This window comes from Gilliamella sp. B3022, assembly GCF_028751545.1.
Lineage (GTDB): Bacteria > Pseudomonadota > Gammaproteobacteria > Enterobacterales > Orbaceae > Gilliamella.
Window position 1 is genome coordinate 1,198,031 of record NZ_CP071867.1, and the last position, 24,130, is coordinate 1,222,160.

16 protein-coding genes and 3 pseudogenes are annotated in these 24,130 nt (G+C 37.1%); 12 read left to right on the forward strand and 7 right to left on the reverse strand.

All coding sequences use genetic code 11. The annotated features are described in order from the left end of the window. Nucleotides 1-9: 9 nt before the first annotated feature. A complete protein-coding gene (locus tag J4T76_RS05430; protein ID WP_267355955.1) occupies nt 10-3,075 on the forward strand; it encodes a type I restriction endonuclease subunit R in 3,066 nt (1,021 codons plus the stop codon). A 99-nt stretch (nt 3,076-3,174) separates the two neighbouring features. Continuing rightward, a pseudogene (locus J4T76_RS05435) lies at nt 3,175-3,510 on the forward strand (DUF4268 domain-containing protein); the annotation flags it as partial. 184 nt (nt 3,511-3,694) lie between these two features. Here the strand turns inward: J4T76_RS05435 and J4T76_RS05440 are convergent. Then, a complete protein-coding gene (locus J4T76_RS05440; RefSeq protein ID WP_267355958.1) occupies nt 3,695-4,897 on the reverse strand; it encodes a hypothetical protein in 1,203 nt (400 codons plus the stop codon). Between the two features lie 253 nt (nt 4,898-5,150). Between J4T76_RS05440 and J4T76_RS05445 the strand changes: the two are divergent. The 5 genes and pseudogenes from J4T76_RS05445 to J4T76_RS05465 form a co-directional block, all read left to right on the forward strand. Continuing rightward, a pseudogene (locus J4T76_RS05445) lies at nt 5,151-5,969 on the forward strand (hypothetical protein); the annotation flags it as partial. A gap of 322 nt (nt 5,970-6,291) precedes the next feature. Then, the gene (locus J4T76_RS05450) at nt 6,292-7,242 is read left to right on the forward strand and encodes a sulfate ABC transporter substrate-binding protein (RefSeq protein ID WP_416379906.1); all 951 of its coding nucleotides are present in this window, start codon (nt 6,292-6,294) and stop codon (nt 7,240-7,242) included. Between the two features lie 80 nt (nt 7,243-7,322). Next, nucleotides 7,323-8,141, forward strand: coding sequence for a sulfate ABC transporter permease subunit CysT (gene cysT, locus J4T76_RS05455; protein WP_370632644.1), 819 nt, complete (start codon nt 7,323-7,325; stop codon nt 8,139-8,141). A gap of 9 nt (nt 8,142-8,150) precedes the next feature. Continuing rightward, nucleotides 8,151-8,999, forward strand: a complete 849-nt coding sequence (gene cysW / locus J4T76_RS05460) for a sulfate ABC transporter permease subunit CysW (protein WP_267355962.1) — start codon at nt 8,151-8,153, stop codon at nt 8,997-8,999. 9 nt (nt 9,000-9,008) lie between these two features. Beyond that, nucleotides 9,009-10,088: a sulfate/molybdate ABC transporter ATP-binding protein gene (locus J4T76_RS05465; RefSeq protein WP_267341135.1), complete on the forward strand. Its 1,080-nt coding sequence runs from the start codon at nt 9,009-9,011 to the stop codon at nt 10,086-10,088. 19 nt (nt 10,089-10,107) lie between these two features. Here J4T76_RS05465 and J4T76_RS05470 read toward each other — a convergent pair whose 3' ends face one another. The 5 genes from J4T76_RS05470 to sat form a co-directional block, all read right to left on the reverse strand. Beyond that, the gene (locus J4T76_RS05470; protein ID WP_267355964.1) at nt 10,108-11,061 is read right to left on the reverse strand and encodes a LysR substrate-binding domain-containing protein; all 954 of its coding nucleotides are present in this window, start codon (nt 11,059-11,061) and stop codon (nt 10,108-10,110) included. Between the two features lie 363 nt (nt 11,062-11,424). Next, a complete protein-coding gene (cysI, locus tag J4T76_RS05475; RefSeq protein WP_267355966.1) occupies nt 11,425-13,191 on the reverse strand; it encodes an assimilatory sulfite reductase (NADPH) hemoprotein subunit in 1,767 nt (588 codons plus the stop codon). Nucleotides 13,192-13,238: 47 nt separating this feature from the next. After that, nucleotides 13,239-15,032 (reverse strand): assimilatory sulfite reductase (NADPH) flavoprotein subunit, encoded by a 1,794-nt coding sequence (locus J4T76_RS05480; RefSeq protein WP_267355968.1) that lies wholly within the window; start codon nt 15,030-15,032, stop codon nt 13,239-13,241. A 139-nt stretch (nt 15,033-15,171) separates the two neighbouring features. Next, the gene (locus J4T76_RS05485) at nt 15,172-15,807 is read right to left on the reverse strand and encodes a phosphoadenosine phosphosulfate reductase domain-containing protein (RefSeq protein WP_267345858.1); all 636 of its coding nucleotides are present in this window, start codon (nt 15,805-15,807) and stop codon (nt 15,172-15,174) included. A gap of 45 nt (nt 15,808-15,852) precedes the next feature. Next, complete coding sequence (gene sat, locus J4T76_RS05490; protein WP_267355970.1) at nt 15,853-17,013, reverse strand: sulfate adenylyltransferase; 1,161 nt, start codon at nt 17,011-17,013, stop codon at nt 15,853-15,855. Between the two features lie 360 nt (nt 17,014-17,373). Between sat and J4T76_RS05495 the strand changes: the two genes are divergently transcribed. The 3 genes from J4T76_RS05495 (at nt 17,374) to ggt (ending at nt 21,394) form a co-directional block, all read left to right on the forward strand. Next, entirely contained in the window at nt 17,374-18,651 is a 1,278-nt protein-coding gene (locus J4T76_RS05495; protein ID WP_267341143.1) for an MFS transporter, read from the forward strand. Nucleotides 18,652-18,660: 9 nt separating this feature from the next. Beyond that, entirely contained in the window at nt 18,661-19,527 is an 867-nt protein-coding gene (pdxY, locus tag J4T76_RS05500; protein WP_267355972.1) for a pyridoxal kinase PdxY, read from the forward strand. Nucleotides 19,528-19,654: 127 nt separating this feature from the next. Then, complete coding sequence (gene ggt, locus J4T76_RS05505; protein ID WP_267355974.1) at nt 19,655-21,394, forward strand: gamma-glutamyltransferase; 1,740 nt, start codon at nt 19,655-19,657, stop codon at nt 21,392-21,394. A gap of 373 nt (nt 21,395-21,767) precedes the next feature. Here the strand turns inward: ggt and J4T76_RS05510 are convergent, their stop codons facing one another. Then, nucleotides 21,768-22,031 (reverse strand): TM2 domain-containing protein, encoded by a 264-nt coding sequence (locus J4T76_RS05510; RefSeq protein ID WP_267341151.1) that lies wholly within the window; start codon nt 22,029-22,031, stop codon nt 21,768-21,770. Between the two features lie 597 nt (nt 22,032-22,628). Here J4T76_RS05510 and J4T76_RS05515 point away from each other — a divergent pair. Further along, nucleotides 22,629-23,450, forward strand: a complete 822-nt coding sequence (locus J4T76_RS05515) for a hypothetical protein (RefSeq protein ID WP_267355976.1) — start codon at nt 22,629-22,631, stop codon at nt 23,448-23,450. A 150-nt stretch (nt 23,451-23,600) separates the two neighbouring features. Next, nucleotides 23,601-23,838, forward strand: a pseudogene (locus J4T76_RS05520) (RtcB family protein); the annotation flags it as partial. Between the last annotated feature and the right edge of the window lie 292 nt (nt 23,839-24,130).

The following is a 24,130-nucleotide window of genomic DNA, read 5'->3' on the forward strand; positions in this document are numbered from 1 at the left end:
GGACAGCCTGTGGCGATTCAATTTACTAAAGAACGAGAGTTAGAAATCAACCTGATTAATCAACTGATTCAAGGTGAATCTCAATGGCACTATCGGGATGATTTAACCAATGAAGCAGCTTTATGGCAAAACTTACGCAACATTCTTGAAGCGAATAATCGTGCAATATTACGCGGCGTCGCTTTAACGGAGCAAGAGTTTATGCAGGTTAAAACACAGCTGACTTTTATTAGTTTTTATGAAGCGGCTAAATGGCTTGCTGGTGAAAATGGTATCGCTAAAGTACAAGTACAGCGTGAAGATGCCAGCCTTGGTACAATTCGTTTGAATGTGATTAATCGCGCCGATGTAGCTGGTGGCAGCACGAGTTATGAAGTAATTAATCAGTTTACCAGCGGTAAGCAGCAAGCAAATGATCGTAACCGTATTTTTGATGTGACATTGCTGATCAACGGTTTGCCAATGATTCATATTGAACTAAAAAATCGCCAGCACCCTTATATGGATGGCTTCCGTCAGATCAAAAAATACCTAAAAGAAGGGAAGTTTAAAGGTATTTTTTCTTCAGTTCAGATGTTTGTTGTGAGTAATGGCACCGATACCCGTTATATTGCTTCAGCACTATATTCTCAATTAAATGAACGCTTTTTATGTAAATGGGTGGATACCAGTAATAAACCTATCACCGACTATTTGGCTTTTGCTAAAGCTGTGCTATCTATTCCACAGGCACATAAAATTGTCACTCAATATTCAATTACCGACAAAGATAATGAAGCGTTAATTTTATTACGACCCTATCAGATCCATGCTATTGAAGCGGTTAAGCAGGCTTCGGCACGACAGCAATCTGGTTATGTATGGCACACTACCGGTTCGGGAAAAACCTTAACCTCTTATAAAGTGGCGTGTAATCTGTTACAGATACCAGCGATTGATAAAACCCTATTTATTGTTGATCGCGTCGATCTTGATCAGCAAACGACCAGTTCTTTTACTTCTTATGCTGAATTTGATCCTGTATCAATTGATGAAACTGATAATGTCAATGATTTAGTACAGCGACTGGCAAGTGAAGATCGTGGTGTGGTTATTACCACTATTCAAAAACTTAATCATTTAATGAAGCGCATGGCAGAAACGAATATTAGCGAACGCAAACAAAAACGCTACGATAAAATAAAATCCCTTAAAGTGGCGTTTATTGTTGATGAGTGTCACCGCGCTGTCACACCACGAAAAAAACAGGAGCTTGATCGCTGTTTTCAGTATGCGCTATGGTATGGTTTTACTGGTACGCCAATCTTTGCCGAAAATCCACGCGCTGAGTTAGGTGATTTAGCAAGAACGACTGAACAGCAGTATGGTAAGCGTTTACATGAATACACGGTAAAAGAGGCAATTAACGATCAAGCAGTACTTGGCTTTCAAGTGGAATATAAGAGTACTCTTGAAGAAGATGAAATTGATAAAATTATTTGCCATTATCATGCTAACAAAGAGCTGAACCAGTTAAGTACGAAAGAGAAAGAAAAGCTCATTCCTAGTGAGGTATATGACGATAATAGGCATCGCTTAAAAGTCATTGACTCGATTATCAATAAATCAAAAAGCAAACTTGGTTTTACGACGGAAAATGGTGAAGGCAAAGCTTATGGTACAATTTTAACGGTACCAAGTATCGCCATTGCACAGGAATATTATGATTTGTTTAAACGTGTGATAGCCGGACTTGAAACCGTCAAAATTAGTGAGCACACACGAAGTATATTGCCAGATTTTCCTAAAGTCGCGATGACATATTCACTCTCTGAAAATGAAGAATCATCAATTCGCAATCAAGAAAAAATGAAAGAAGTGTTAGTTGATTATAATCAGTGCTATGATACGAACTTTACTCTTGAAACAATTCGTGCCTATAATCAAAATATCAATGCCAGACTGGCTAGAAAACAAAGCCGGTATCATAGACGAGCTGAACAGATTGATATTATTATTGTGGTCGATAGACTATTAACCGGCTTTGATGCTCCTTGCATTTCGACTTTATTCATCGACCGGCCTCCAATGCGGCCACATGATATTATTCAGGCGTTTTCACGTACTAATCGATTATTTGATCAGGGCAAAACCTTTGGTCAAATTGTCACTTTTCAAACACCCCTTCTCTATCAAGACGCTGTTGAACAAGCTTTATTTCTTTACTCTAATGGTGGTGAAAATCATGTTCTTGCCCCAACCTGGCAAGAAGCGAAAGCCCGTTTACAACGAGCGATAAAAGCGTTACGCAATCTAGTGCCTACACCTGAAGCGACTCATCATCTCACACTAGGTGAAAAACGGCAATTTGCAAAGCTATACCAGCGTTTTGATAAAGCATTTAACGCGGCATCAGTCTATTTTGATTTTGATATTACTAAGCTCGAAGAAGATTTCTCTATTACAGAAAGTGAGATAGAAGGCTATCATGGTTTTTATGTTAATGTGCTTGAAGAGCTGCGCGATAATCGTGATGATGATGAAGTAGAGCCGTTAGATATTGAATATGTTCTGCTTACACACCGGATGGAAGAAATTAACTATCGTTATATTCTATCTCTTATTCAGCGTGTTGTACCTAATGCAGAAACAGCATCAGGCTTACATTTAGAGGATGACACGCAATATCAAGAAGTCGATAACTATATTCAAACGCTGAGTGAAGAAAATTCAAAACTTGCGAGCCTAATGGATACGCTTTGGCAAAATATTAAGCGTGATCCGGAATCTTACCGTGGTAAAAATATTACTGAGTTGCTGGAACAGATGATCAGTGAAACCATTCAACATTTAGTCACAAAATTTGCTGAGATTTGGGCGGTTGAGGTGGATAAACTGCGTTTTGTGGTGGATAACTATAATCCAAATCGTAGCAAACAAAATGGTGAGGATGAATTACGAAATACTAGCCATTATGATGTGTATAAGACAAGCACTGAAAACCCTGTACCTAAGTTACGTTATTGGCGCAGCATTAAAGAAGCCTATATGGAAATGATGCAAAACAACATTTTACCACTACGTTTAAGGCATTAAACCGAGTTCATTGATTCAATTAAATGGATTATAGGATATTTTGTAACAAAAAAAGACAAAGTTGTAGCCGAGTTGTCAAAATAAAAATTAGGATAAGCTATGTTTATCATCGATCGTCAAACTAACCGAATTAGTCCGGTAAATGTAAAGTGTTTTAGTGAATTAGGATTTACTGAGCGTAAACATTTACAAGAGTGGCTCACCTATCAGTCCGATGCATTAGGTGAAGAGTTACTGATTATTCAAAAGGAGTTTGATGGTTTTGATGATACCCGTGAATGTTTGGATCTATTAGCACTTGATAAAGATGGTAATTTAGTGATTATTGAAAACAAGCTAGATGACAGTGGTCGTGATGTTGTCAAGCAAGTGATCAAATATGCATCTTATTGTGCCAGTTTAACAAAAAGGAAAATTGTTGATATTTATCAGCAATTAAAAGGATTTTAACATGAGCTCCGCACAGCTTTTTATTAAGCTTGGTTAGAGGTTATTAGTAGTAATAATAAAGAGCTCAATAAGCAAGAACATTTAGATTGCATGACTGATGCTGTGTTAGAAGATTATGCATTATAAAAATGCTTTATATTTTTATAATGCTTCATGTTATTAAAGGAATTTATTCTGCTAGTAACTTTTTAAATTGTGTAGTCTTAGCATCAAGCACAACACAACTATTTCCTTTAACTTTCAAATTATTAATAAGTACGTCATGTTTTGGTTCATCAAAATCGTAAATCGAACTATTTATAAGATCCTGATATGTTCCAGGGGGGCAAAATAGGACATTTGAAGATATATTAAATAATTTTTCTCCCTTTAAATGATAGATATTTGGGTCATCAGATGATTTTTGAGGCTCCCATTCGTTATTACTAAATATATCTTTAGGATAAATATTTTTGTTTATGATTGCATTATATTGGTTACTATTAATAATTAATGCTTTTTCTAACCCTTTAATAAATAAATTACTAGGGAAGGCAAAGGAAACGCCTATTGTGAAACTAAACATAATACATATTAATGCCAGAGAACTTTTTAAGGATTTATTAATGTTATAGTAGATCAATGCTGGAATATAAGAGACAAAAATCAGGCAACTACATAAACAAAAAATTAGAAACCAAGATGTAAAATAATTTCCTCCTTTTATACTAGAGAGAATTAATAAAACTGGTGACAATGATGTAAATGACAAAATAAAGATAAAAATTAGAAAATAAAGTTTTCGCTTTAAAAAGAAAAAAAAGATTCTTCCATCTTTACTTAAATAAGTCTTAGTTTTATGTGATTTTTGTATTTTGTTAATGACCTTTTGATAGTCTATTAGTTTTATTGTTTCTTTAAATTTTACGAATGATATAAATAAAAAAATAAAATAAAGAAAAAATATCAAATTAAATGAAAAATCAAATTTTATTTTAAAAGCATAAAATGAGAATGAAAAGATCAAAAATAAAAAAAACAGTGATCCCAAAAGACTTCGTTTTATCAATTGTTTTTTCGGGACGGATATGGCATTCTCATCCATTTCAAATGCCCATGAAAATAGGATGAAGATAAAACTAGGAATAAATAAAGCAGATCCAATAGCTAGCACAAAAAGAATAAATACAAGAAAAATAAAAATTAATCCTTGTGTACTAAATACTATTTCTTGAAGAATGTCAGTTCTATTAATAAGTAATAAGAATCGCCATACTAAAATAAAACCACTTATAATTGGTAAAAAATACAAAATTTTAGATAGTTGTTTATTACTAACTTCATTAATAAGTTGTTTGTTTTGATCTTGTATTAAATCTAATTTTTTATTCATTTTTAAACCTATTGAGCTTGTCATATATTTCATATTAATCAATGAAATATTTGCTTTTCCTTTTGTGGCAAGCAGAGGTAATTACAGCTATTTATTAAGTTTATCTTTGATGGATTTTTAGTGATTCACCTGTATGATTATACATAAAATAGGTTAATGTTACAGTGTATGATGTTAAATTGAAATAATGAGTTAACAAAACAGTTCACTAAAATGATATTAACGTATTGATGAATAAACAAAAAGGAATAATATGAGCTATCAGGCTGAATTCACAGGGTGGAGATCTTTAACCATAGAAGATCTCCTCATCGCATATAGAAAGGCCAAAGCTGACTGCTTCTTTGAGAATACCTTCCCAACTGCTATCAAGTTCACTGAATATGAGCAAAACTTATTAGCTAACCTGAATGGGTTGTTAGGGCAATTAAAAACCGATAAAGGTTTTAAAAATAATAATAAACTAATGGGAAGTTTTAGATTACTACCGAAGAAACTTTCTACAACCAAAAAATCAGATACTACTGAAAACGATCACGTTCATTTTTCTAAACCAGAAAAGGCTGTAGAAAATCTATTCAATAATTACGATATCGTTCCTGAATTTAGAATTGTGGGAGATTTTCCAGTAGAAACTCACATTATTTCTGCGCTGTGGATTAATATGATTGGGCATAGGTTTGACGGCAAACTTGACGATAGCTGCTACGGCGCGAGGTTAAAACGTATCCATAATGATGAGCTATTTGCAGATAATGATGAAAAACCATTCCATATCAGTTCAATTGGCTCGTTTGTCCCTTATTTTCAGCCTTATCAAAAGTGGCGTAATGATGATCTTACATCTATAAGAGATGAACTAAAGAAAGATCGTGATGTTATTGCGGTTTCGCTAGATCTGAAAAGTTATTATCACTTTATTGATCCACTAGCAATTTCTAAAGTCGCTTTGCATAAAGCTCTTAATCTTGAACTGACCAATAAAGAAAAATCCTTCAATAAACAACTCGCACAGTTTCTCAATAATTGGGCTGAAAGCGCAACAGAATTCGGTCAAACCATTGGAGGAAAAGACTCAATACAATCGTTGTATCGTAATACAATGGCACATCGAAGATCTGCTCAAAGAATATCTGCTTGAACTGTTTTTTTATATCCAAAACCTCGACACTCTCATCTCTCTTCACACCTATATATCTATTTTTGTTATAACTAAATGCAAAATAATCGTTTTCGCATCTCACCATAATTTGGTCTAATTATTTCATATTTTTATCATTACTAATCCAATACATTAGTAGCGTAGCGTGAGGTGTCGAGTGAAAAATTTACCTCTTTTTCAAAAATTATATAGGCATGGAATCAGCTTAATCTTATTGGCAATTTGCACTTTTATGCATCAAGCGCAAGCAATTGAATTACTCAATGTCTCTTATGATCCCACGCGAGAACTTTATAAAGCATATAATCAGGCTTTTATCGAGTATTGGCAGCAGCAAACCGGTGAACGGTTGACGATAAATAATTCGCATGGTGGGTCTGGTAAACAGGCGCGTTCGGTCATTGATGGTTTGCAGGCCGATGTGGTTACGCTTGCTTTAGCGAGTGATATTGATGCGTTAAATCGTTATCAAACTAACATATCACCTGATTGGCAAGCTAGGTTGCCAAATAATAGTGCGCCTTACCATTCAACTATTGTTTTTTTAGTGCGTAAAGGTAACCCAAAACAGATTTATGATTGGGGTGATCTCATAAAAGATGATGTTGAGGTAATAACACCCAATCCCAAAACCTCGGGTGGGGCTCGTTGGAATTTTTTGGCGGCTTGGGCTTATGCTAAAAGTACCTATGGTAACGATGAACAAGCTCAAGACTTTGTCACCAAATTATATCAACATGTTCCAGTTTTAGACACTGGTGCCAGAGGCGCAACCATTAGCTTTGTACAGCGAGGCTTAGGTGATGTTTTAATTTCTTGGGAAAATGAGGCTTATTTGGCGTTAAGAGAGCAAGGTGGCGATCAATTAGAAATTATTATGCCCTCATTATCCATTTTAGCTGAGCCGACTGTGGCTTTAGTCGATAAAGTTGTTGATAGCAAAGGTACACGTAAGCAAGCGCAAGCTTATTTGGAATACTTATATAGCGATCCGGCACAACACATTATAGCCAAGCATTTTTACCGTCCTGTTAATCCTGATGTCCTTAAACAATATGCTGATCAGTTTCCTACTATTAAGTTAGTTACGGTTGATAACGATTTTGGTGGATGGCAAACAGTGCAAAAAAAATTTTTTAGTGATGGGGCCATCTTTGATGCAATTTATGCTGAGATAAACTAATTACTGCTTATTCTGGCGATGTTAAGTGTGTGCTCACTTAGCTTTGCGGTATAAAGGTGAATGTTATGAAAGTTGCAAGCATTAAACAACAACGGATCATCCCAGGTTTTAACTTAACGTTAGGTTATACTTTAACCTTTCTTAGTTTGATTGTGCTTATTCCGTTATTAGGTTTGTTTCTTTATTCAACAAAGCTGTCTTTTGAGGAGTGGCATCGGTTATTAGTCAGCAAACAGTTTTTATTGGCATTAACTCTTTCATTAAGTACCGCATTTATCAGCGCCGGTTTAAACAGCTTTATTGGTTTATTATTGGCTTGGGTACTGGTACGTTATCGATTTCCAGGACGTAAGATAATGGATATCTGTATTGATATCCCGTTTGCCTTACCAACAGCCGTTGCTGGCATTGCGTTAACCGCAATTTATGCCAAAAACGGGCCAATTGGGCAATGGTTTAGTTTTAAAATTGCTTATACCCCCATTGGCATTACCTTAGCGCTGTTATTTGTTACATTGCCGTTTGTTGTGCGCACTTTACAACCGGTTATGGCTGATTTACCACGTGAACAAGAAGAAGCGGCGAGTTTGCTTGGTGCATCGCCTAGGCAAATTTTTATGCATATTATTTTACCTGCCATTTTACCTGCTTGGCTAACGGGGTTTACTCTCGCTTTTGCTCGTGCAATTGGCGAATATGGTTCAGTGGTCTTTATTGCCGGTAATATTCCATTTAAGACCGAAATATTACCGTTATTAATTGTCTCAAAACTTGACCAATATGCTTATGATGCCGCTGCCGCGATTGGTGTAACGATGTTACTGATTGCTTTTGTATTGTTATTAATTATGAACAGTTTACAGCGAAAACTTAACCGTAAGATTAATAAAAACCATTAATATAAGATTATGCAGATATTACAATCAATAACAGAAAAAAAGAGAGTAACCCGTTTACAGCTATTGCTAATCTTATTGGCGGTATTGCTGTTTTTCGGACTTTTGGTGTTGCCGCTGGTTGTGGTGCTCGCGCAGGGGCTCGCTAATGGTGTAAATGCATTTTGGCAAGTGATTATTGAGCCAGATACCTTATCCGCTTTTAAATTAACACTGATTGCCGTTGGTGTAGCGGTACCATTAAATGTGATATTTGGTGTATGTGCAGCTTGGGTCATAACTAAATATCAGTTCAAAGGCAAACAAATATTAGTCACATTAATTGATTTACCGTTCTCGATTTCCCCGATTGTGGCAGGTTTAATCTATGTATTGCTATTTGGCGCACAAAGTGCGTTGTATCCGTTTTTGCAGGCGTGGAATATTCAAATTGTCTATGCGATTCCAGGAATTATTTTAGCAACGATTTTTGTATCCGTTCCTTTTGTGGCAAGAGAACTCATTCCGATAATGGCGTTACAAGGTACTCATGAAGAAGAGGCCGCCAGCGTCCTTGGTGCGAATGGCTGGCAAATTTTTTTCCACATTACTTTACCCAATATTAAATGGGCCTTAATGCATGGTGTTGTTCTTTGCACCGCTCGCTCACTCGGTGAGTTTGGCGCGGTATCGGTTGTTTCTGGGCATATTCGTGGTTACACCAATACCTTACCGCTTCATGTTGAGATTTTATACAATGAATACAATATTGTTGCTGCATTCTGTGTCGCTATTTTGCTATTAATGATGTCGCTTGCGTTACTCTTGATTCGTCAATGGATTGAAAGGCGCTTAGCCAATGAATGTCATTACGGGAACTAAGAGGTAGATATGAGTATTACACTACACAATATCAATAAAAGTTTTGAACACGTTAATGTCTTAGAAAATATCAATTTCAGCATAAAACAAGGTGAATTAGTTGCACTATTAGGCCCATCTGGTTGTGGAAAAACAACTTTACTGCGCATTATAGCCGGTTTAGAAACAGCCAGTTCAGGACAAATCTATTTTGCTGATAGGGAAGTAACAAAGCTGAGCGCCAAGCAACGAGATATTGGTTTTGTCTTTCAAAATTACGCGTTATTTCGGCATATGAATGTAGCTGAAAATGTGGCATTTGGACTAAAAATGAAACCAAGATCAGTACGATTAAATAAAACAGCAATTGATGAACGCGTTAATCAATTACTCGAATTAGTGCAACTTGACCATTTTGCCAAACGTTATCCAGACCAACTGTCAGGTGGTCAGCGTCAGCGAGTTGCGTTAGCGCGTGCGTTGGCTTCGAAACCTAATGTGTTGTTGCTTGATGAACCCTTTAGTGCTTTAGATGCTAAAGTCCGTAAAGATTTAAGACGTTGGTTACGTGATTTTCATCATGAACTCAATGTTACCAGCATCTTTGTTACCCATGATCAAGAAGAAGCACTGGAAGTTGCTGATAGAATAATTTTAATGAATCAAGGTCACATCGAGCAAATAGGTACCCCTGCCGAAGTCTATAAGCAACCCAAAACCGCCTTTGTTGCGCATTTTCTAGGGGATGTTAACCTTTTATATGGTTACATTGAAAATAATACATTAATCATTGGTGATTTTCACAAAGATATGAGGGAACAAGGTACCTGGTCTGATCAGTCTGCTCTTGCTTATGTTCGACCTCACGAAATCAGTATTGCTAAAATGGCCCGAAAAAATGATATCCAAGGAGAAGTTGTACGTATACATACGGCTGGTCCAACCGTCTTTCTGGAAATTGCTGTAGCCGGACAACCAAAGCATATTGATGTATCTATTAGCTATCGACAATATGAACAACAGCAAGTTGAAATTGGTGATACTGTCTACTGGCAACCCTCACTCGTTAATATTTTTATGCAAGATGAGCTATTAGAGTTTATGATTTAACGAGAATGATTCCTATAAATTAAATCTGATAATCAAGTATTTTAGAGTGTGATTGCTCAAATAATGCATGGCTTTTGATGTCTTCCAGTGATAGTTCTTGATTGCATAATTGGATAAAGCGCCAAATATAATTGCGTTGTAATTTATGTCGCTTTAATCCGAGCCATGTAATATGTGACTCAAACAGATGTTTCGCATCCAATTCAACTAAATTGATATCATGATCAGGGTTATACATTTTATTGCCTAAAATACCAATCCCTAATCCTAACTCAACATAGGTTTTAATAACATCAGGCTCTTGAACATTGAGCGAGATATTGGGCGTTAATCCAGTAGCTGAAAAGGCTTTATCGATACTGTTACGAGGAAAGATTCCTTGACGATAAGTGATGATAGGTAACGGTTGCAACATATCTAATGTCACTTTATCGGCTTTAGTCAAAGGGTGATCTTTGGGGGTAACTATCGAGTAATGCCAGCGATAAAAAGGGTAGGTAGCAAGTGAACTGTTATCCACTCTTTCATTATCAATACCGATATCCGCTTCGCCAGAAAGAAGCTGAGAGATAATTTCACTGGATGAACCCTGATTGATAATGATATGGACTTTAGGAAAAAGCATTCTAAAAGATTTTATAATGTTCGGAAGAATATAACGAGCCTGCGAATGAGTGGTCGCTATCACTAATGAACCTTCATCAGTATTAGAAAAAATGGTTGATAACCGCTGAATATTATTAATTTCATTTAAAATGCGCTCGGCAATAACCACCAATTCCAAACCAGGTTCAGTCATATTAATCAGCCGTTTACCTTGACGAATAAAAAGATCAATATTCAGCTCCTCTTCGAGCTCTTTGATATGACGGCTTACTCCTGACTGAGATGTATATAAAGAATTTGCGACTTCGGTTAAATTATAATTACAACGCGCAGCTTCCCGAATAATCCTTAATTGTTGTAAGTTCATAGCGATCTTTCCAGTAAAAATTACTTTATTTTCATTGATATAGTTTTATTATTTATGTGTAATTTGCTGTATATAATTAATAACGCGTATTAAAAAGTAAATTATTTAAAAATTTCAGACCGCCAGCGAACATAAGCAATATCCTAAAATAGGTTATAGGTATTTTATCTCATTTATAAATTATGTTTATTCCTAATTTTATTAATAAAATTACGTGTTTCGATAAGTAATTTCAGTATAAAAGAACGTATAAAAAAGACAAATATGATAAAGTAATAACCATATGAATTATGGCTATATATGCCTACTTACTAGTCAATAATCCCAGTTTAAGATTACCTGCTAATAACTTTTACATTCGCTTCAATTCGCCTCCTGATAAAAATCAATTGCTGAATTGAGTACCGGTTTCACAATCTCATGACGAATAACAAAATCACCAAATCCTTCTTCTTTATTACGATGAATGGACCATGCGGCAATAAGTGGTTCGAGTGCTAATAAAATCTCTTCTACATTCACGTTTTCTTTGTATAACCGCGGAATTCGTGTGCCTTCTCGATTACCGCCGAGATATAAATTGTAGCGCCCCGGTGCTTTACCCACCATGCCCACTTCCGCCAACATGGCTCTGGCGCAACCGTTAGGGCAACCGGTTACACGCAAAATAATATAATCATCGGATAAGTGATGCTGAGTTAACATCTGTTCTATTTTAGTTACAAACGTCGGTAAAAACCGTTCTGCTTCAGCCATAGCAAGTGGGCAAGTTGGGTAAGACACACAGGCCATGGAATTTTTACGCTGTAATGTGACCGTATCGTCAAGCAGTCCATATTGTCGAGCAATCTGTTCAATGGCTGCTTTTTGTTCTGCTGGCACGTTAGCAATAATTAAGTTTTGATTGGCGGTTATACGCAGATCACCTTGATGAATTTTGGCAATTTCTGCAACGCCGGTTTTTAATGGTTTATTGGGATAATCAAGTAACCGACCATTTTCAATAAATAACGTTAAATGCCAGTTATCATCAATACCTTTATACCAACCAAATTGATCACCACGTTGACTGAATTTATAAGGTTTACTACTTAGAAATTGACTGCCGGCACGTAGTTCGACCTCTTTTTTGAAGTTTTCCACGCCAACGCGTTCAAGCGTATATTTGGTTTTGGCATTTTTGCGATTATGGCGGTTGCCCCAGTCACGTTGGGTGGTCACAACGGCCTCAGCAAACGTCAGTACTTTTTCGACAGGAATAAAACCAAAATCGTCGGCTTTGCGTGGGTAAGTTGTTTTATCACCATGCGTCATTGCCAAACCACCACCAACTAATACATTAAAGCCGATCAGTTCGCCTTTTTCTGCGATCGCCACAAAGCTAAGATCATTAGCATGAACATCCACATCATTAATCGGGGGGATGACAACGGCAGTTTTAAATTTACGCGGTAAATAAGTCGAACTTAAAATTGGCTCACTATCGGGGGTAGAAAGCTTTTCACCATCCAGCCATATTTCAACGTAAGCACGGGTTTTCGGTAAAAGATGTTCTGAGATTTTACTTGCCCAATGATAAGCTTGTTGATGAACTTTTGATTCCACAGGATTTGAAGTACATAAAACGTTACGATTCACATCACCGGCCGTGGCGATCGAATCCAGTCCTATCTTATGCAACAGCTGATGAGCAGATTTAAGGCTGCGTTTAAACAGTCCGTGAAATTGGAAAGTTTGTCGAGTCGTGAGTCGAATACTGCCATATTTTGTTGCTTCAGTAGCAAATTTATCGATAGTCAGCCACTGTTTCGGGGTGATGATACCACCGGGCAGGCGGCAACGTAACATCATGGAGATCAGTGGCTCGAGTTTTTGTTCTGTGCGTTCTTTACGAATATCGCGATCATCTTGCTGATACATGCCATGTAAGCGAATTAGCTGAGAATTATCGCTGTTAAAGCCACCCGTTAAACCGTTATTAAGATCATCAACGATAGTGCCTCGCAAATAATTACTTTCTCGCTTAAATCGTTCAGAATCCGATAAAGGCAGATCAGAGACATCATTTTGTGGCGGTGTTAAATTGACGGTTTGAGTCAGGGTAACGGTTTTAGATTTATTGTTGCTCATATTACATCACTCGATAAATTAAAATTAGTTGTGGTATCTGTTTATCATTAGTAAACATCTCGTTGATAGCGTTTTTGACTTCTTAATTCATCCAAATAACTGATAGCTTGTTCTTGACGATATTGTGCTTGAGTCATTAAAATTTGTTGAAGCGCTAAATCAACCGCTTTTGCCATACGTTTAGCATCCCCACAAACATAGATAAAGGCACCTTCTTGTAGCCATTGCCAAATATTACTGGCTTGAGCCATTAATTTATCTTGTACATAGATTTTCTCGGCTTGATCTCGTGACCAAGCAAGATCGATGTGAGTTAACAGACCTTCTTTAACATAGCTCTGCCATTCCACTTGATAGAGAAAATCGGATATAAAATGTGGATTACCAAAGAATAACCAATTCTTACCGGTAGCACCTTGACTCGCACGCTGTTGTAAGAACGCCCGAAACGGGGCAATGCCCGTACCGGCAGCAATCATAATGATTGGTGCATGAGTATCATCAGGTAATCGAAAATTATCATTATGCTCAATAAAAATTTTGACTTGATCTTGATCAGCAATTTGATTTGCTAAGAATCCAGATGCGCCGCCCATACGGATCTTATCGTCGACCTGATAACGTACTACATTTACGGTAAGATGAACTTCTGAGCCAACTTCATCTTGCGCAGAAGCAATGGAATAGAAACGCGGAGTAAGAGGCCGAAGCAATCCAACGAAGACCTGTGCCGCTATCTTGCCGCGATAGCGGTTAAGCATATCAACCAGTGGTAATGTTTGACTCATTTCCAATAAGGCTTCTCGATCGCCAATTAAGGTAAGAAGTTCGGGATGTTGAACGGCTTGAGCGTATTTTTCAATAATGATCGGCGTATTTTGAGTCAATTCAACATATTCAGTCAGAACCGTTTTTAAAGCGATCTGTTGTCCATGATGTTCAACTGGCGTTTCACCTGCAAGCTGGGTGATACTTAGTATCTCCTCCACAAGTTCATTACTATTTTGATACCAAACACCTACCGCATCACCAGGTTGATAATGAAGATCCGAATCGGACAGGTCAAGCTCAATATGACGAATATCGCGATCTGAATCACATGAGGTGATTTTTTGATTAACGTTAACGGTTGCAATAAATGGATTATCGCGGTGATAAAGGCTACTGTTAACGGCTATACTGGTTGAATTTTCTGTTGGCGATTGTGTGTTTGATGGTTGTAATTGACTAAGTTTATCAATCACTGCCTGTCGCCAAGAGGTACTTACGGTTTGAAAATCTGTATCAGCATCTACACGTACTAGCAGGCGCTGAGCATCTAATTCAGCAAATCGTTGATCAAAGTCTTTAGCGGCTTGACAAAATTTTGGATAAGAAGCGTCGCCTAAGCCAAAAACCGCAAACTGTAAATGAGTTAATTTAGGCGCTTTAGCGGCAAACAGATATTTATAGAGCGACAACGCTTCTTCCGGTGGCTCGCCCTCACCTTGGGTTGAGGTCACCAATATTAATATCTCTTCCTGACTGAGTTTTTTAGCTTTATATTCTCCTGCCGGCAGATGAGTCACCGCAATACCCAAACGTTCAATATCCTGATTTAACTCGTTAGCGACTCGGCGGGCATTACCGGTTTGTGATGCCGATAGGATTGTGACTTTTTTCGGTTGCTCCGCTTGTGTCATATTGGAGGGGAGGGTGGTACTCGGTAAAGCTTGTTCGATGGAACTTTTTTCTGCCACTCCCCATAAATAACCCGATAACCAAGCTAGCTGCTTATCGTTGCAATTTTCAATAATTTTTTTTAACTCATCACAATTAAAAGGAAAATGTTGTGTACTCATACGATGACCTTATCTGATAGCGTTTAGGCTATCGTTAAATTGCTATTGGCTCGCAACCTTAACGAGTTAGGGTAAATCTAACCAATATTGTTTTACTCATCTTCTGTTGGTAAAGTCCAATGTGGATCGATCCTAAAAATCAAAAAGTTATTTTATGTAAACCGCACTCTCTACCTTGTGGTCCTTTGGTTGGATCGACGTAGTCCATTTCGTTAGGCAAATTAAGCTTTTGGATATAATTCTGCATATCTTGACTTGTCCAATCGAGTAGTGGGGCGATCTTAAATAAATTGTCCCCTGCTTTTGTTACAATATTGAGTTCTTGCCTTAGCGCAGATTGTTCACGGCGTAGTGCAGTAAACCACAATGTGGGTTTGAGTGTGGACAAAGCACGGTTAAACGGTTCAATTTTAACAATTTGTGTAAACTCGGTGTGTTCCGGCGTATCAAGTTCAGGTAGCCCACCATATCGCACATTTAAATAAGCGGTCGTCCTTTGTGGGACAAAAATATGCAGATTAAGATTAAGTTGCTTAGTAATTTCATTGGCTACGCGATAAGTTGCATTGGTGGCATAGCCGTTATCGACCCAAACAACCTTAATATTTGGATCGATTTGGGTAACAAGGTGCAAAAGTACTGCCTCATAAGGGCCAAAATGGGTACTGATAATACTTTTAACGGGAATATCTTGTTGTTTTTTCAGTGCCCATTCAATAATGGTTAACGGTGACTGATTTTGCAATTTTTGGTTAACTTTAGTTAAATCTAGCATGGCTTTTCCCTTTATTGATTGATGAATGATTAACTATTTAACAGATTACTGATTTACCCATTGATATAACTCAGCAACGACTTCTGGCCGACTAAATGTTTCTGGTATCGGCTCTTTGGCTTGTAAACGTCGTCTGACCTCTGTGCCTGAAATAAGAACGCGATCAGCACTACCGTGTGGACAAGTTTTCGTTGATGCCATACCGTCACATTTGTGGCAATAAAATGTCCAGTCAATCTTAATTGGCTTAATGAGTAAATCGTCATCCTGCAAATGGCTAAAGATCTCTTGTGCAGCAAACGGTGAGTAAAAATCCCCGACCCCAGCATGATCGCGGCCGACGATAAGATGACTACAACCATAATTTTGTCTAAAAAGGGCATGTAGTAACGCTTCTTTCGGCCCAGCATAGCGCATATCTAAAGGGTAACCGGAATGAATAACGGAATCTGGCACAAAGTAATTGTGAATTAAACTATTAATTGCTTTAAGACGAATGTTGGCCGGTACATCGCCGGGTTTTAAGTTACCAAATAATGAATGGATAAGCACACCATCAAAAAGTTCTAACACGGTTTTAACTAAATATTCGTGTGAACGATGCATTGGATTACGAGTTTGAAAGGCCGCTATTTTTTTCCAACCTAATTGATTAAAGCGTTCCCGTGTCTGTTGTGGCGTTAAAGCATATTGACCAAATTGTGCTTTAAAGCCATTATCGTGCAGAACCCGGACTTTACCACCTAAATTAACCGGTGGTTGAGCCATCAGCATTGCAACACCAGGATGACTTGGATCTGTCGTTGTAAACACCTGATTAGCTTCATATTGTTTATCTGGACGATAAATACTATCCACATTCAAAATACCGATTATCTGCCCATCTGGTGTTTTTAAAGCGATTTCATCACCTAATTTTAGGGTATCAGCTTGAGCATCGGTCACCGATACGGTTATGGGAATTGGCCAAAAAACCCCGTTCGCTAAATGCATATTATCGCACACGCTACGCCAGTCCTCTTCTCGCATAAAGCCATACAGAGGTGTAAAACCCCCGACGCCTAACATCACTAAATCCCCTGTTTCACGACTGGATAAGGTGATGGCTGGTAAATTTTTTGCATATTGTTGCAGGGCTAGCCGTTCATCGTCATTAACCTGTAAAGGTTGTAAACTGTCACTAGCATGAGGCGCGATCAATCCCATAATGATTCCTTACCTATCTCGTTATTTTTATTATGTCTAATTAAAAGCGATTATCGACAAATAAGGAAATATCAATTTTATATACCATTATGCGATTTGTGCATATTCATTGGTTAACGTTGATTGAAGATGCTATCACTACAATAAGATGAAAGTTATCGGGAGCCCAAAGCTAAAGTGTTATAATCAATTTGTCTGCATCAAGTTGACTGTACTCAACAAAATAAAAGTATTGTTAAATTTCAATATATATTTTTTATTCTCTTTTCCGATAACAAATTGTGATGTTGAGAGTTTTGTGCTAGTTTCATTATTCATTACTGGCTATGCCATCGTTATTGCTCAATCCAAGGTTTACTTATGTCAAATTCATCTGCAAAAAAAGTGGCGTTTGCTGCTTTTATTGGTACTACTATTGAATGGTATGATTTTTATATCTATGCGTTAGCATCGGTATTGATTTTTGGTCAGCTATTTTTTCCGTCTGATAACGAGTTTGTACAAATTTTAGGGGCGTTTGCTACCTTTGCAGTAGGTTTTTTATCCCGTCCTTTCGGTGCGATGTTATTTGGGCATATTGGTGATCGCTTAGGGCGCAAAAAGTCGTTAATTATTACGTTAGTGTTAATGGGCGTAGCCACAACCTGTGTCGGGTTATTGCCCTCTTACCAACAAGCTGGAGTGATATCGCCAATTTTATTGGTTGCATTGCGAATTTTACAAGGTGTTGCCGTTGGTGGTGAGTGGGGGGGTGCCGTGTTGATGACGAATGAACATGCGCCGAAAGGATTGAAAAACTTCTTTTCATCCTTTGCTCAGTGGGGAAGCCCAGCAGGCAATATTTTAGCATTACTGGTTTTTTCTTATATTATTCGTTTACCTGTTAATGAACTGATTGATAGTGGTTATTGGCGTATTCCTTTTTTAGCCAGTGCGATTTTGTTAATTATTGGCATTATTGCTAGAGTGACGTTAACCGAATCCCCGGTTTTTGTTGAAGCATCTAAAAAACAGGCAGACTTAAAGCAAGAGTCAGCACCGATTATTGAAGTATTTAAAAAAGCATTGCCATTATTAATATTAGCGATTGGTGCTAATGTGCTGTCATTTAGCGGTATCTTTTCCAATACCTTAATGATTGGTTATACTACTTTGGTACTTGGTGTCGAAAAATCAGTGATAGTTGATGCACTGTTTTGGATCGCTATTGTCCATTTTGTTGCTCAACCGTTTATCTCTTATTGGTCTGAAAAATTCTCGGCAACTCGCTTTTTGATTTGTACAGCAATGTTGGCAATGGCATCGGTATTCTTGTTATTCCCGATTATAAATTCAGGCACAAAAACCAGTTTTATTATTGGGATTTCGTTAAATGTGATTTGTTATAGCGGCTTTTATGGTGTGATAGCTGGGTATTTAAGTCGTATTTTCCCTGCCAGAATGCGCTATACCGGGTTATCAATGAGTTATCAAGGATGTGCGGCTATTTTTGGTAGCTTAATTCCGATGATAGGTGGTTATGTTATTTATACCTTCAAAAGTTTTTGGTTACCCTTAGCCTTGTTTTATTGCGGTTTAGCACTGATATCCATTATCTGCATCTACTTGTTAAGCAAATATCGTTATTATGATGAATAAGGTCAATATATGAAAACCGTTTTATCAATTCAGTCCAATGTTGTTTATGGTTATGCCGGTAATAAAGTGGCGACGCTAGCGATGCAATTGCAAGGTGTCGAAGTGATGCCAATACACACCGTTCAGTTATCGAGTAATACGGTTTATCCACATTATGACGGCATTGTGCTGGGCGCTCAGCAAATCACTCGAATCGTCAATAGTTTGGAAAAAATTGGCGTATTGTCATCCATTGACGCCATTATTTCGGGCTATATTGGACTTGCCGAACAAGGTGAAGAGATCCTTGAAGCCGTAAAAAAGATTAAATTTTATAATCCTAATGCGATTTATGTTTGCGATCCGGTTATGGGGGGCGACATCAATAAAGGCAGCTCTCTGCCACAAAATATTATTGATTTCTTCACTAAGCAAGCAATCAAATACGCTGACTTTATTACACCTAATTTATTGGAGTTACAGATATTATCGAATCTGGAAATCAAAACCTTTAACGATGTGCTTAACGCAATAAAAACACTGCAAAATAAGCCGATTCAAGCCATATTGGTTAAAAATCTGCTACATGCCGGTAAAACGACGGAATTATTTGAAATGATTTTAGCCACACCATCGCAAAGCTATCATCTGGCTCGACCATTATATGATTTTTCACACCGTCCATTGGGCGTGGGCGATTTAATTTGTAGTCTGTTTACTGCCCATTTAGTGAATGGACAATCCCAATTAACCGCCTTTGAACTCGCCGCCAATGCCGCCAATCACGTGCTTGATATCACCAAACAACAAAATGCCCGAGAGCTGGCGATTATTGATGCTCAGCAGTGGATTAAACAGCCGGATTTGAAGTATCGTGCGACACCGCTAGCATTATAAGGCAATTCAGATCGGTATTATCGTTATTGGTGATAATCATTTTAGCTGCAAAATTTAAATAGTTTATTCTTGGCACAGAAAATGCATTCCTCAAAATGTTACGGTTAACAATTGAGGAACATCTAAAATGTGGAAAAGATACCCAATATTAATAAGTTTATTGCTTATTAGTCATTTATCTGGCGCTGTTGATATACCGCTATCAGAGACAGGAAAGTACTGTGATACCCCTTCGCGTTGTCTTAACCCGATAACGACCAATGTTATGGTAACGTCCCCCAATTATTTAGCGACTCAAGCTGGAATTGATGTATTACGCAAAGGAGGCAATGCGGTTGATGCAGCGATTGCCGTAGCCTCAACGCTTGCTGTTGTTTATCCTCAAATGAATACCATTGGTGGCGATAACTTTTGGTTAATTTACAACGCTAAAATCAAAGAACTAAAAGGGCTAAATGCCAGCGGTCGTTCTGGTAGTTTGGCCACGATAGACTATTATAAAAATCAAGGTTTCCATAAAATTCCGTCGCGAGGCTATCTGGCAGCCAATACCGTTCCAGGGGTGGTTTCCGGTTGGGATGAGGCGTACCAATATGCCTCTAAAAATATGAAAAATGCACTACCGTGGCACACGTTATTCGCATCAGCAATTGATTATGCCGAACATGGATTTTCGGTTTCACCTAGCTTAAATTATTGGACAACAATCAATATTGATCCAAAAGACAAAGAGTTTCGGGAGTTACAGCGTTTTTCGGAGTTTAAAAAAGTATTCTTAAAAGACGATGGGCAAGCTTACCAAATTGGCGAAATCCTTAAACAACCCGATTTAGCTAACACATTAAAAACCATAGCAAATGAAGGAGCTAAGGAATTTTATCAGGGTGATATTGCTAAAAATATTGTCAACGATCTGCAAAGCCATGGTGGTGTATTGACTTTAGATGATTTTGCTAAGCATCGTGCTACATGGGTAGCCCCGATCCATGTTAATTATCGACAATATACCGCCTATAATCTACCACCCAATACACAAGGTATGGCATCGTTAGAGATTCTAAATATACTCAATAATTTTGATATAAAATCCTTGGGTGAAGGTAGCGTTGATTATTACCATTTAATAATTGAAGCAACAAAACAAGCATTTGCTGATCGAGATAAATATCTTACTGATCCCGATTTTAATCAGATTCCGCTTGATCTCTTATTATCTACCCAACATGGTCAGCAACAAGCAAAACAGATTGATATGCAAAAGGCACGTGTAGAGACAAAGCCATTAGATCCTAAAGGTGATACCGTTTGGTTTGGTGTTGTTGATGCAGAAGGAAATGCGGTATCTATTATTCAAAGTATTTATCATGATTTTGGTTCTGGCATTGTTGCTAAAGATACAGGAATTTTATTGCAAAATCGTGGTAGTTTTTTCTCCTTAGATCCTAACCATATTAATCGTTTAGAGCCAAATAAACGCACCTTTCATACGTTAAATCCAGCCATGCTTTTAAAAGATAATAAACCTTATCTGGTTTATGGCACCATGGGCGGAGAAGGACAACCACAAACGCAAGCGGCAATTGTGACACGAATTGTTGATTATGGCATGACACCACAAGATGCCATTAATGCACCAAGATGGTTACATGGCCGCACATGGGGTGCATCATCCAATAATCTTAAAGTGGAAGGGCGCATACCTAACGATGTAATTCATTCCCTCAAATTACGTGGGCATGATGTGCAAATTGTTGATGATTACACCGATACCATGGGTCATGCCGGTGCCATTCTTATCGATACAAAAAATCATCTACTAATGGGCGCCACCGACCCGAGAGGGGATGGTTTAGCGGCTGGGTATTGATACTATTTGGCGAGTGAGTTTATCTTTATAATATAATAGGACTGCCGAATACCACAAACAAGGTTGTACTTAAGATGTGATGATAAAAACAATGGCTATATGATTTAACACAGCAAATTGATTAATGAAATAGGGTTTTTGTGTTATTGAATAATAAAGAGCTACATTACTATCATTTAAAGTTGAACGATTAATTTAAATAAAATTTCAATCTGTTAAGAAGGAAGTTATTCCTCAGTTGGATCTGACTTTATTAAGAGGAACTTTCCTTTCTATAATCGTTGTAAATTACTACTAAAGATAAAACTAGAGTTAATAAAACAAACTTCTAGTTTTATCTTTAGTAATTATAGTTTTGTTAAAAATTTTAAATTTAAGGCATTTTATTTATTTTTGGTGATTTTAGTATGCTAACTAAATCAATTATCCACCAAATAAAAAGTCCAATTAATATAAGAATACCGATTATTATAGGGATAGTAATAAAGCCAATTATTGTTAATACAAGCATTAAAATACCTGTTCCGACTTTACCTAAATACATCCTATAAACACCAAATGTACCGAAGAAAAACCACAATAAAAGAGTTACAACGACAGAACGGTTACTCCCTACAAACTCAGATTTAGTTTCCATGAAAATTCCTTTTTTTAATTAGATGATTAAAAAAATACAAATAAAAGAATAAAAATTTATTGATTGTGTAGCGCAAAAAATAATTACGCAACAATTTTATTTTTAATGCTGTAAACAGTTAATACTATGAAAAAATATTCGATTTTATTGTAATTTTAAACTCTACTTCATTATTTTCCTGTAGTAGTATTATACAGGAAAGTGGATGAATTCTATACGCTGATTATTTATTTGTAAAGGATAAATTGATGAAGTTTATTTAAATCTTAAAAGGTGTTATTGATGGTCAACCTTGGCAGATTGATATGCAAAAAACAGCAGATCATTTTGGGTGATGATTTGTATTTTTCAATCCAAATATTGGGAAGGTTTTCCTATGCTTTCGAAATTTGGCTTTGGGCTTAGGCAAGTGTTAACACACTATTTGCTTGCTAAAGATTAGCACGTGACTTTTAATGACGGATCGAAGCTAATTGCAGTAAAAGAAAAACATCACATCACTGCTGAATCTGATCATTTATCGCAATGAGTTAAACTCAATGGCTAGAGGGTTCACTCGTGCTAATTCAAAGTAAAATAGACAAATACGGTGATTAAATGGACAAAAAAGCAAAAAAGATTCTGTTTCAAACCTATTGGAAAAATGGCTGGAAAGACAGAAAGGAGATAAAAACAGAGCCGAACGACTTCGCGTATGCGAAAGAAAAAGGATTAATGTTTGATCCCATTACCATATCACACGATGATTGTGTCAATAAAATCATAAACATCGTCGCCACAATCACACTTGAACACGTTGCCAAAGTATTTTTGAGCAGCTTATCAACGCGGCGACTTGATTGGCGCTCAGGTATTGCGTCATACTTTATCGCCAAATTAATGACAGCGCATCAATATACGCCAGTCGTGTCTGGTCAATCTTATCAAGATGGTCAAATGAGTCATTCATCCTATACGTGTCAGGTCTGCCGAGATCTCAAATATGGCATGATAGGTAATGAAAACTACGTCGAAGCAGATTTAAATATCTTAAACTTTGAACGAATAAAGTGGGGAGGAGTGCGTCATGGTGATTTACTTTATACCTACTTTGATCTCATGCAATTCACTAAACAGGCAATCTCTGAACCGACCAAAGATGATATAGCTATTTTAAAAGGGATATTAGCCATTATTGCATCCTGTCAGCAAGATGATTACCCGGGTTCACTGAGTGATAAACTGACGGATGTACCTAACTTTAAATCCAATCAGGATGAACGTAACACCGTTATTGAAATTTTGGCTTGTGTGGGGATTTTACAACCCGCTTCTTATGAACGCCCAACAAGGGGAAAACACGATTGGGTATATGCCACTTATTGGCGTAGTCAGGATAAATACAATCAACAAATGGTGAAGCAATTATTTGGTCTTTAATGCGTAATCTCTAATTTGCTCTAGGGGCTGTTGAATCTCATCCCAACTCAGCCCACCAAATATTTTTTCAGCCTGTCGGCATCATTACTCTTCTGTTTTTTCGTTCTCGAAACTGCAAAAAGCTCTATTTTACAATAACTGGTCAAAGCAGATAGTTTCTGCTCCTGTTCACATTGTGTTGTGAATGATAAACCCAACAGCGACGAGAAACAGATTTACCATTAAAGATCAAATCAAAGCAACGGCACATGTCGAATGTCGAAAAGATGCTAATGTGATTAATGAAATCCCAATGGCATACAAAGATATTGATGCTGTTATGGCTGCGCAAAATGCATTGGTCGAGATAATGCATCAATTAAGGCAAGTGGTGGGTGTGAAGGGGTAAAAATGATCGAGGAGCGATCCTCAATATTTATTTAATATTTACTTCTATTAATTTCAAGTCACTAAATTCAAAAAGCACCATAATTACAAATATATTTTCTTTAAGAATATATTTGCAGATTCTCCTATAGGTTAGTGCAATATTGTTATTCAAATGTTTAGGCGATGATAGGTTAGCTATCATCTCAAACTCCTTTGTTCCTCTATGTGTAGGATGTAAGGGTAAATATTTGATAGATATACGGGATGTTAATTTATATATTAATGGAATTTCGAAGAATGACAGTTAAGAA

Excerpts from the sequence above, each read along its gene's own strand:
- J4T76_RS05440 (WP_267355958.1), bottom strand. The coding sequence starts at position 4,897 with ATGAATAAAAAATTAGATTTAATACAAGATCAAAACAAACAACTTATT.
- J4T76_RS05450 (WP_416379906.1), top strand. The coding sequence starts at position 6,292 with ATGCATCAAGCGCAAGCAATTGAATTACTCAATGTCTCTTATGATCCC.
- cysW (WP_267355962.1), top strand. The coding sequence starts at position 8,151 with ATGCAGATATTACAATCAATAACAGAAAAAAAGAGAGTAACCCGTTTA.
- J4T76_RS05465 (WP_267341135.1), top strand. The coding sequence starts at position 9,009 with ATGAGTATTACACTACACAATATCAATAAAAGTTTTGAACACGTTAAT.
- J4T76_RS05470 (WP_267355964.1), bottom strand. The coding sequence starts at position 11,061 with ATGAACTTACAACAATTAAGGATTATTCGGGAAGCTGCGCGTTGTAAT.
- cysI (WP_267355966.1), bottom strand. The coding sequence starts at position 13,191 with ATGAGCAACAATAAATCTAAAACCGTTACCCTGACTCAAACCGTCAAT.
- J4T76_RS05480 (WP_267355968.1), bottom strand. The coding sequence starts at position 15,032 with ATGAGTACACAACATTTTCCTTTTAATTGTGATGAGTTAAAAAAAATT.
- J4T76_RS05485 (WP_267345858.1), bottom strand. The coding sequence starts at position 15,807 with ATGCTAGATTTAACTAAAGTTAACCAAAAATTGCAAAATCAGTCACCG.
- sat (WP_267355970.1), bottom strand. The coding sequence starts at position 17,013 with ATGGGATTGATCGCGCCTCATGCTAGTGACAGTTTACAACCTTTACAG.
- J4T76_RS05495 (WP_267341143.1), top strand. The coding sequence starts at position 17,374 with ATGTCAAATTCATCTGCAAAAAAAGTGGCGTTTGCTGCTTTTATTGGT.
- pdxY (WP_267355972.1), top strand. The coding sequence starts at position 18,661 with ATGAAAACCGTTTTATCAATTCAGTCCAATGTTGTTTATGGTTATGCC.
- ggt (WP_267355974.1), top strand. The coding sequence starts at position 19,655 with ATGTGGAAAAGATACCCAATATTAATAAGTTTATTGCTTATTAGTCAT.
- J4T76_RS05510 (WP_267341151.1), bottom strand. The coding sequence starts at position 22,031 with ATGGAAACTAAATCTGAGTTTGTAGGGAGTAACCGTTCTGTCGTTGTA.
- J4T76_RS05515 (WP_267355976.1), top strand. The coding sequence starts at position 22,629 with ATGGACAAAAAAGCAAAAAAGATTCTGTTTCAAACCTATTGGAAAAAT.